Genomic DNA, 9,492 nt, shown 5'->3' with positions numbered 1-9,492 from the left:
GCTTCGCATTACCAAGAGGTAAAAAAAACGCCTCGGGCTATCCGAGGCGTTTTTTTTCGCCGCCGGCCCTTATCGAACTACCGGGTCTCGTACTCACCTCTTTTCAGGCCTCGCCGTAACGGCGGCCCCAAAGTTGTAATCGTTTGTTTCCCCAGTCGTCCTGGGGCTCGGCCTGTTCGTTGTTTGCTCAGTACCAACCACAGCGTGAGGCCACAATGGAAAACCAAACCCGCAGACCGCACCCGATGATTATCGTCGCCGCGACCGCCGTAACGATCGCAAGCTTGACGGCCGCTGCTTCGTTCGCCGGCTGGATTCCCCAAAGCGGAGCAACGACCACTCAGATGGAACCGCTCGCGGCTGCTCCCTCCGTACCCGTCGTTCCGGCCGAGCCACCGGCCAAAGCATCGGTAAAGGCCAAGACAACCGCTCCCGTACGGCAAACCGCCACCCGTGAGCCGATTCGCGAACGTCCGGCTGGCTACGTCCGCACATCCGACGAGCAACGCCCGGCCACGTCCCCGAGCTACCCGATCAACGATAGCGGCATCTATGTAGAAAACAGCACGTCGAATCCGTCGTACGCGAATACTTGCCGCGATTGTGGCGTCGTAGAGAATGTGCGCGAAGTGAAACAGAACGGGGACGGTACCGGCCTCGGCGCAGTCGGCGGTGGCGTTCTCGGTGGATTGCTTGGTAATCAGATCGGCGGCGGTCGTGGCAAGATCGTCGGTGCCGTGGTCGGCGCCGTGGGCGGAGCCTACGCGGGGAACGAAGTCGAAAAGCGTGTGCGCAGCACGACACAATATGAAGTAACGGTACGTCTTGAAAATGGCAATACGCGTCTCTTCACTCAATCGCAGGCGCCGACATGGCAGCGTGGTGACCGCGTACGGATCAGCAACGGCCAACTCGTCGCGCTGTAAAATCGCCCTCGGGCCGCAAGGAGGCCCGAACCGCAAAAAAGCGCCCCAGCGGGGCGCTTTTCCTTTATAGAGGCGGTAATTAGGATATGCATTCTCGTTCTATTTGGACGCGAAACCGAATGCTAAGATGCGGCCCTCCCCCACTTTCGCCAAGGGATGAAGAATGAAAATCGAAACCCTCGCCATCCATGCCGGATACTCTCCCGAGCCCACGACAAAAGCCGTCGCTGTGCCGATTTACCAGACGACCTCGTACTCGTTCGACAACACACAGCACGGAGCCGATCTTTTCGACCTAAAAGTCGCCGGCAACATTTACACGCGCATCATGAATCCGACGCAGGACGTATTGGAAAAGCGTGTGGCCGCGATGGAAGGCGGGGTCGGCGCTCTGGCCCTCGCTTCGGGTCAGGCGGCTGTAACCTACACGATCATGACGATCGCCGAGGCCGGCGACAATGTCATCTCGGCCTCGACTTTGTACGGCGGCACGTACAACCTCTTCGCGCATACGCTCCCGCAGTACGGAATCGCCGTCCGCTTTGCCGACTATCGCGATCCCGCGACGTTCGAGAAACTGATCGACGAGAAAACGAAGGCCATCTACTGCGAATCTGTCGGTAATCCGCTGGGCAACATCACCGACTTTGAAAGGCTGGCCGACATTGCCCACCGCAACGGCATCCCTCTAATCGTCGATAACACCGTGCCGTCCCCCTACCTTTGTCGCCCGTTCGAGCACGGTGCGGACATCGTCGTCCATTCGCTGACGAAATATATCGCCGGGCACGGCAACTCGATTGGCGGCATCATCGTCGACAGTGGGAAATTTCCATGGGCTCAGCACAAAGCGCGTTTCCGGCGGCTCAACGAGCCGGATGTGTCTTACCACGGCGTCGTGTACACCGAGGCTCTCGGCGAAGCGGCCTTCATCGGCCGTGCACGCGTCGTCCCGTTGCGTAACATGGGCGCGGCGATTTCCCCATTCAACGTATTCCTGATTCTGCAAGGACTGGAAACGCTGGCCCTGCGCATGGAAAGGATCTGCGAGAACTCGGTCAAGGTCGCCGAGTTCCTCAAAACGCATGCGAAAGTTTCCTGGGTAAATTACGCAGGACTCCCGGACCACAAGGACCATGGGCTGGTCCAGAAATACATGGGTGGTCATGCCTCGGGTGTTCTCACCTTCGGCGTCAAGGGCGGCTTGGCTGGTGGCGCCCGTTTTCAGGACGCGCTCAAGCTGTTTACCCGGCTCGTTAACATCGGTGATGCGAAATCGTTGGCGTGCCACCCGGCCTCGACGACCCACCGGCAACTCTCTCCCGAAGAGTTAGTGAAGTCCGGCGTATCGGAAGACATGATCCGACTGTCGATCGGCATCGAGCATATCGACGACCTGCTTGAAGACCTCGATCAGGCGCTCGCCGCCGCCTGACGCCGCTTGGCGCTGGGCCCTGCGATGAAGTGCAGACAACTGCACACGCAGCCGGGGCAATTTCGGTTACCCTAGTGCTATTACTAAAGTAATAGCACTAGACGTAATTCTTCATGACTTTGGCCACTCCACCCGAGCCCCTCCCCGGAAAACATGCCGACGATGACGAAATCAAACGCTACGGCATTCTCCTCGACATCCTCGGCATAGGACTGTCGGTCCACGCAGCTGACGCAACTCCCTTGTGGCGCAATGCCACCGCCGAGAAGCTCCTGCACGACCCAGCTCTCGCCTGGGAAAACGAAAAAAACGAATCACTCTCGGACGACGAGATGCCATTGTGTTCGGTTCTACGGACAACACAGCCTGTGCTGGAGAGAATCGTCGCCGTCCGTGACAACGAAGGCCATGTAACCTGGCTCAATACCAATGCCTTACCCATCCTTGACGATCGCGGCACCATCCGGCGAGCCCTGCTCGTGCTCGCCGAGATCACCGAGCAGAAATTCCTGGAGAGCCGACTTGAACGCCTTTCAGTACACGATTCCTTGACTGGCGTATTCAACGAGCGGCAAGTGATGCGTTTGCTGGAAAGCGAAGTCCAGCGAGGGCGCCGCTACGGCACCCCCTTCACGCTCGCGCAAATCGATGTCGATCACTTCCATGAACTCGCGGCTACGCGGGGTCAAAGCGTGGCAGATGGCATCCTAGCGGCACTTGGCTACCTGTTGTCAAAAGCTCTGCGCGAAACCGACATCGTGGGCCGCATCGGAACCGATGAGTTCTTGCTGATTCTGCCCAATACCCATCTTACCGACGCGCTTGGCGCGCTGGAAAGGCTACGTGCGCTCATCGAGACTGAGATACTCGCCAAGACCGGCGAGCGCATAACGATAAGCGGCGGCATCACGGAATTCACCGGCGAACACGGCGCGGCGTTGGTCGAGCGCAGCACGGCCTTGCTGGTTCACGCACGGGATACCGGTCGCAACCGTTTCTGCATCGATGACGGGGCCATATAGCCGCGGTCAGCAAATGACCAAAGATTTTTAGGGCGGGCAACTCGTTGATGCCGAAACGATATTTGCGTTCCCTCCTACACATGTAACCCCTGTTCTTCCGCTCGTTGAACCCCGTTCGTAACTGCTCGTCAGTACACGCGGTACGGTTTGGCGGTTTTTCTTCAAGCGCCCAGGGTCCGGCCAGTGTATATTTGAGAAAAGGAACCAAGCGGGGTGATAGCGAGACTCTACGGTTACAACTTTGAGTTTTTTTGCCGTAGGCGACCGTAACTTGTGTTTCATCGCCCAACCTCATTAACAACGAAGACCGAGACGCGACGGCAGACGCAACTACGAGAGCGCTATGAGCGACGTGCCCATACTTCATGTCGAACTACTGGCTGATCGCAACTTGCAGCCAGCAGCCGCCCTCCTCGACGCAGGAAGTGGAGACCTGAACGAATGGTCGCCGCTTATCGACAATACCCGTTTCTCGGCATTCGCGACCGAGTTTCCCTGCTTCATCGCTCCTGGCCTGATGGCAAGGCTGCCTGAGGGGCTTCTTCACTTGGCAACTGCGGCGGGGTGCCAAGCGCTCAATAAACAATCACTCTATCGCTCCGAAGCACGCGGAAAGCCTACCTTTCCCGATTCCGCCCTATGGCTGGCGGGCAGCTGGCCCTTCAATCCCCCAGTGCATGTATCCAGCGCGCAGAGCGCCTCCCGCATCCTGTCGCTCAAATTGCTGCATCTTGTCGCAACGGACGCGGAGACGGGCGAGATCGAAGCTCTTTTCCGTCAGGATCCTGTCCTCGCTTACCACCTCATCCGCCTTGTAAATTCGCTGGGCGTGAGCATGGCCCGGCGGATTTCCAGCTTTTCGCAGGCCATTCTTATCCTCGGTCGTCAGCAGCTAAAGCGTTGGCTTCACCTCATGCTTTTTGCTGCCAGCCGCGACGATCACCGCTCTGCCATGCTGACCGCGCACGTTGCCGTACGCGCACGCACGACTGAACTCGCCGCTGAATTCGTTGGTCTGGATCGCTCCGCGCAGGAACAGGCATTCATGGCCGGGATGTTTTCGCTCATCGGTGTTTTGTTTGGAATGCCGCTCGCTGATGTGCTCGTGCCCCTGAAGCTGCCAGAGGGGCTGGCCTCCGCCGTGCTCCATCACGATGGTCCGATCGGTCGCCTGCTGAAGATCACGGAGCTCCGTCAGCAAGAGGACCAAAAGCTGGCGATAGAACTGGACCAAGCCGGCATACCCATATCGCGCTATAACGAGCTTGTGCTCTCCGCGCACCTTTGGATGCTCGGCGTGCTGCACGACAAGCGGGACGAGGCCGATGACTGACGCGCGCATCGATCGCTGTCTGGACCTCTGCGCCATGGCCCGGCAAGCGCAAGGCGACGATCTCGCGCAAACGCTCGACTCACTCAAGCAAGAACTCGAACTATTGAGTCACGACCGCAATGGGGTTCCTGCCGAGTTCCTGAGCGGTCCCGAGAAACAGTGGATCAAAGAACCGCTGATTACGACCGACTTGGCCGGCTACGTTACCGGCTGGAATCGTGGTGCTCAGATGCTCTTCGGATACACGCCCGAAGAAGCAATCGGGCAACATATCCTGTTCCTGTATGCCGACGAACCGGCAGACCGTGACAATGGGATCCACGAGCTCTTTCTCGACCACGGCAGTTCGCTGATGGAAGTGCGCCGCCGGAAGAAATCGGGTGAGACCTTCCGGGTCAACCTTTCGCTCGGGCACGTACGCGACGAGAACGGGGAACCCGTCGGCATGACGGCTCACTATTACGAAATCGAGGATCGCCTGTCCGCTGAAGAAAAGCGTCGCCTGCACGCCAGCATTATCGAGAACAGCGAAGAAGGCATCATGATCACCGACACGAACAACCGGATCGTCTCGGTGAACGCCGCCTTCACGCGCATTACGGGATACACGGCCGCCGAAGCCATCGGCCAGACACCGGACCTCCTCCGTTCCGGTGTCCACAGCGCCGATTTCAGGGCCGAGGTAATGTCGGCCATGCGCGGCGCCGGCGCCTGGCACGGAGAGATTATTGGCAAGCGGAAGAACGGCGAACTCTTTCCGCAGTCAGTATCGATTGGCGTCGTGCGCGACGCTGAAGACCGGATTACTCACGCCTTCTCCATTTTCTCCGATATCAGCGTCCTTCGCGCCGCCGAAGAGCGCATGCAGCGGATCGTCAACTACGACAGTCTGACCGGTCTGCCCAACCGTACCCTCTTCCAACAACTCGTCGAGCAGGCGTTGACGACCGCCCGCCGGAATAACGATCACGGCGCCCTGCTGGTCATCGATCTCAATAGATTTGCCACGGTAAATGACACGTTGGGCCACGAAGTTGGAGATGAACTCCTCAAGCAGGTAGGTCATCGGTTCCGTGAAGTGCTGCGCGAAGAAGATATCCTCGCGCGCTTCGGCGGTGATCAGTTCGTTGTTGCGCTATTCACGATCCACAAGCGCGAACACAGCGGCCTAGTGGCCGAAAAGCTGCTCGCGTCGCTGGCAACCCCGTTCATCATTGAATCGCATGCGGTCCATATTGGGGCCAGCATCGGAATCGCGATCTACCCCGAGGATGGACTGCATACCGCCGCCCTGTTGCGCTTCGCCGATGTGGCTATGAAACGCGCGCACGCCAGTGAATCCAGCCACCTCTTCTATAGCCCCGAAATGAATGTGCTGGCGAAGGAGCAATGGCAGTTGGAGACCGAGCTCAGGCAAGCGCTCGCTGCCCAGCAACTCCTGCTGCACTTCCAGCCAAAAGTGAGCTTGCGTACCGGGCGCATTGTCGGGGCCGAAGCCTTGGTCCGCTGGCGCCACCCCAAACACGGTATGGTTCCACCGGCCAAGTTCATCCCGCTAGCAGAAGAAACAGGGCTGATCCTTGATCTGGGAGGTTGGATTCTCGACGCCGCCTGCCGACAGATCCGTACTTGGCTTGATGCGGGGCTCGACTTGGTTCCGATCGCGATCAACTTGTCCGCTCGGCAATTCGATGCGCAGTTGCCTGAGCGGCTAAAGGTGGCGACCGAGCGCTACGACATTCCGTGCGAACTATTACGGCTTGAAATTACCGAGAGCCTACTGGTTCGCGATCCGGAGAAGATGATCCCGCTGATGAACGATTTGGTCGCCCTGGGTTTCACTCTTGCGCTCGATGACTTCGGCACCGGCTACTCAAGCTTGGCCTACCTCAAGAAGTTTCCGATCACCACGCTGAAGATCGACCGCACATTCGTCATCGGTGTCCCCGACGACGAGAACGACTGCGCTATTGCTCAAGCCATTGTGACCATGGGCAAACAGCTACGCCAGGAGATCGTTGCCGAAGGGGTGGAAACACATGCGCAAATGAATTTCCTGCGCAACCTCGGGTGCGATCAGCTGCAAGGCTATCTCTTCAGCCCGCCCGTCGCACCGGAAGCCTTCGAACACCTGTTGCGGCAGGGGCACCGGCTATCGCTCGATTGAGCCCCCTAGCTGGCCCGCCCGCGCGCCGCCCCGTTCCGTAGTCTCTGGCCGTAGGCTTGCCTGGCCGCGGGTTTGGATTTCCCGCGGCCCTTTCGTTTGCCGAGAGTCAGGTCGTCGGTCGTCTAGACCTTATACACCGCCAGGGCCTGGGCGATCTCGCGGCTCATCTCGCTCATGCGATGCACGGCCTGGGCGGTGCTCTCGGCCGCCGCGGTGTTGCGCTCGGTCATCTGGGCGATCTGTTCGATGCGCTGGGAGATGGAGGTGCTGGCAGCGCTCTGTTCGCGCACGGCTTCGCTGATCTCTTCGACGGCGCCAACGACGGAGTTGGAGCCTTCTTTGATGCTTTGGATGGATTCGCCGGCGCGTTGGGCGTTCTCGACGCCGACGTCGACTTCGCGTACGGCGGCGACCATGCTGTCGACGGCTTGTTTGGCGCTGCCTTGCATCTGTTGCAGGAGGGTGGAGATCTCTTGCGTGGATTTGGAGGTGCGTTCGGCGAGTTTGCGCACTTCGTCGGCGACGACGGCGAAGCCGCGCCCTTGTTCGCCGGCGCGGGCGGCTTCGATGGCGGCGTTGAGGGCGAGGAGGTTGGTCTGGTCGGCGATCTCTTTGATGATGTTGGCGACGGAGGAGATGCTTTCGCTGTCGTTGCGCAGGGCTTCGATGCGGCCGGAGGCTTCGCGCACGGAGTCGGAGATGGTCTGGATGCCGTGGACGGTGGAGAAGATGACGTCGGCGCCTTGGTCGGCTTTGTCGCGGGAGGCTTGGGTGTTGTGGCTGGCGTCCTGGGCTTGGTTGGCGACCATGGAGATGCTGACGGTGAGTTCTTCGATGGCGGCGGCCATGCCGGAGGAGGCGTCGCTCTGGGCTTGGGAGTTTTCGGCGATTTCGCTGGAGGTGGTGTTGACTTCGTCGGTGATGGCGGCCATGCGGGCGGCGGCGGCCTGAACTTCGCTGAAGCTGCTGCGTAGGCGGGTGAGGAGTTCGTTGTAGGCGTGCAAGGTGCGGCCGACTTCGTCGTTGGAGGTGACGGCAATGGTGTCGCGGAAGTCGAGTTCGTTGGCGGTGCGGGTGATGGCGCGTTGCATGGCGCCAAGCGGGCCGGTGATGGAGCGGCCGAAGAAGAAGCCCATGACGCCGATGACGGCGACGCCGAGTACGGCGGCGGAGAGGGTGATGGCCAGGGTCCGCGTGAAGGCCGATTCGGCGGAGGCCGCCACGGCGTTGACGTTGGTGACGTTGATCTTCACGAGTTCGTCGAAGGCGGCGGAGAGGCGTTGGTGGAGAGGGCCGAAGTCACGCTGGATCATATCCATGGCAAGTTGGGTCTCTCCCGTGCCGGCAAGCGATCCGATCGAACGCATCCGTGTAACGAACGAAATGAGGCCCATCTTGGCCTCGTCCAGAGCCTTCTTTTCCTCTTCGTTGGTCACATGTTCCCCAAACTCGCCGATCTGCTTGAGGAGGTTCTGATTCCCGGCTTCAATCTTTTCTTGCAGGCCTTTGCCCTTCTCGTCCGCGCCTAGGCTCGCGCGCTCGTACAACTGGGGGATAAGGGCAAGATAGTCGCTCCGCATGCTGCTGACCTTCATCAGCGCGGGAACGGATGTTCCGGCGACCTCGACCATGTTCGAATTGACGCTCTTTAGCCCGTACAGCCCAAACGTCGAAACGGCGCCGCACGTCGCCATCGCAATCCCGACCAAAAGCCATACTTTCCTGCTGATCAACATTTGCAGCCCCCTGTGTTTCCTTGTGAACGCTCGGTTTTTCCCCAACGCGTCGATGGTCTTGATGCCGCGCTGAGCAATCCGGGGCATCGTACCCCATCCATCCGCCGCGCACTAGTCGCGGCAAGCAATTGACACAATCACGACACAAACCGGCCGGACTTTATAGCGCTTGTACCGAATATCCCAACGGCGCAGAGACAGAAGCGGCGGCAGCACAATGCACGCACTTTCGAAATTCGATGCCGAGGAAAGCAAAACGGCAGGACGCCGTCGTGACCCGCTGCAAGCTACGATAAATCGATCGCGTAGCGCTTCAAGTCTTCGAGACGCACGACTTCGAGCGCCGCTTCATTCGTCGCGTTCAGCACCACGCGAGGCGCTTTACCGGCCACTAGCGCTTCTTGCCACCGAGCCGCACACAGGCACCACCGATCGCCCTCTTTCAGACCTGGAAACTCAAACTCAGGACGCGGCGTCGAGAGGTCGTTGCCCCGGGCCTTGGAAAACGCCAGGAACTCATCAGTAAGCAGCACGCAGACCGTGTGACTTCCAATGTCCTGTGGGCCGGTATTACAGCAGCCGTCGCGAAAAAAACCGGTCATTGGCCGGTTACTGCATACGCCAAGCGGACCGCCCAGAACGTTGCGTTGAACGCCGCCAAACTCGTCGGACTTCATGCCACTTCGTCGATCCAGGCTTGCTGAATCGCCTCGAGAATTTTCTCACCGCAGTATTTTGTATCGTCGTTGAATCCAGGCAAGGCGGCCACCCAATTCATGAGGTCCACAAAATTGACTTTGAGGGGGTCGACGTCGGGATGCGCTTCGGAGAGTTCGACGGCAAGCTCTTGAGTATCTGTCCATTTCATCGCTA

The 9,492-nt window shown here is 59.4% G+C and carries 8 protein-coding genes; 5 read left to right on the top strand and 3 right to left on the bottom strand.

Annotated features, from left to right (window positions below):
* Positions 1–215: 215 nt before the first annotated feature.
* The 5 genes from NZ453_RS20135 to NZ453_RS20115 all read left to right on the top strand — a co-directional run bounded on the left by NZ453_RS20135 (position 216) and on the right by NZ453_RS20115 (position 6,883).
* Positions 216–926 (top strand): glycine zipper 2TM domain-containing protein, encoded by a 711-nt coding sequence (locus tag NZ453_RS20135; RefSeq protein ID WP_263771397.1) that lies wholly within the window; start codon positions 216–218, stop codon positions 924–926.
* A 163-nt stretch (positions 927–1,089) separates the two neighbouring features.
* Positions 1,090–2,361 (top strand): O-acetylhomoserine aminocarboxypropyltransferase/cysteine synthase family protein, encoded by a 1,272-nt coding sequence (locus NZ453_RS20130; protein ID WP_263771396.1) that lies wholly within the window; start codon positions 1,090–1,092, stop codon positions 2,359–2,361.
* A 113-nt stretch (positions 2,362–2,474) separates the two neighbouring features.
* Complete coding sequence (locus NZ453_RS20125) at positions 2,475–3,383, top strand: GGDEF domain-containing protein (RefSeq protein WP_263771395.1); 909 nt, start codon at positions 2,475–2,477, stop codon at positions 3,381–3,383.
* Positions 3,384–3,726: 343 nt separating this feature from the next.
* Positions 3,727–4,716 carry an EAL and HDOD domain-containing protein gene (locus NZ453_RS20120; RefSeq protein ID WP_263771394.1) on the top strand — a complete coding sequence of 330 codons (990 nt, stop codon included), beginning with the start codon at positions 3,727–3,729 and terminating at the stop codon, positions 4,714–4,716.
* Complete coding sequence (locus tag NZ453_RS20115) at positions 4,709–6,883, top strand: putative bifunctional diguanylate cyclase/phosphodiesterase (protein WP_263771393.1); 2,175 nt, start codon at positions 4,709–4,711, stop codon at positions 6,881–6,883. Before NZ453_RS20120 ends, NZ453_RS20115 begins: the two co-directional genes overlap by 8 nt.
* A 122-nt stretch (positions 6,884–7,005) precedes the next feature.
* Here NZ453_RS20115 and NZ453_RS20110 read toward each other — a convergent pair whose 3' ends face one another.
* The 3 genes from NZ453_RS20110 to iscX all read right to left on the bottom strand — a co-directional run bounded on the left by NZ453_RS20110 (position 7,006) and on the right by iscX (position 9,487).
* On the bottom strand, positions 7,006–8,619 hold the full coding sequence (locus tag NZ453_RS20110; RefSeq protein WP_263772735.1) for a methyl-accepting chemotaxis protein: 1,614 nt from the start codon (positions 8,617–8,619) through the stop codon (positions 7,006–7,008).
* Positions 8,620–8,906: 287 nt separating this feature from the next.
* Complete coding sequence (locus NZ453_RS20105; RefSeq protein WP_263772734.1) at positions 8,907–9,296, bottom strand: DUF2237 family protein; 390 nt, start codon at positions 9,294–9,296, stop codon at positions 8,907–8,909.
* Positions 9,293–9,487 (bottom strand): Fe-S cluster assembly protein IscX, encoded by a 195-nt coding sequence (iscX, locus tag NZ453_RS20100; RefSeq protein ID WP_263772732.1) that lies wholly within the window; start codon positions 9,485–9,487, stop codon positions 9,293–9,295. The genes NZ453_RS20105 and iscX overlap by 4 nt, the downstream gene beginning before the upstream one ends.
* Positions 9,488–9,492 lie beyond the last annotated feature (5 nt).

The organism is Propionivibrio soli, assembly GCF_025770765.1.
GTDB classification, from domain to species: domain Bacteria; phylum Pseudomonadota; class Gammaproteobacteria; order Burkholderiales; family Rhodocyclaceae; genus Propionivibrio; species Propionivibrio soli.
The sequence above is the reverse complement of the archived record's forward strand: the minus strand, read 5'-3'. Positions and strand labels throughout refer to the sequence as shown.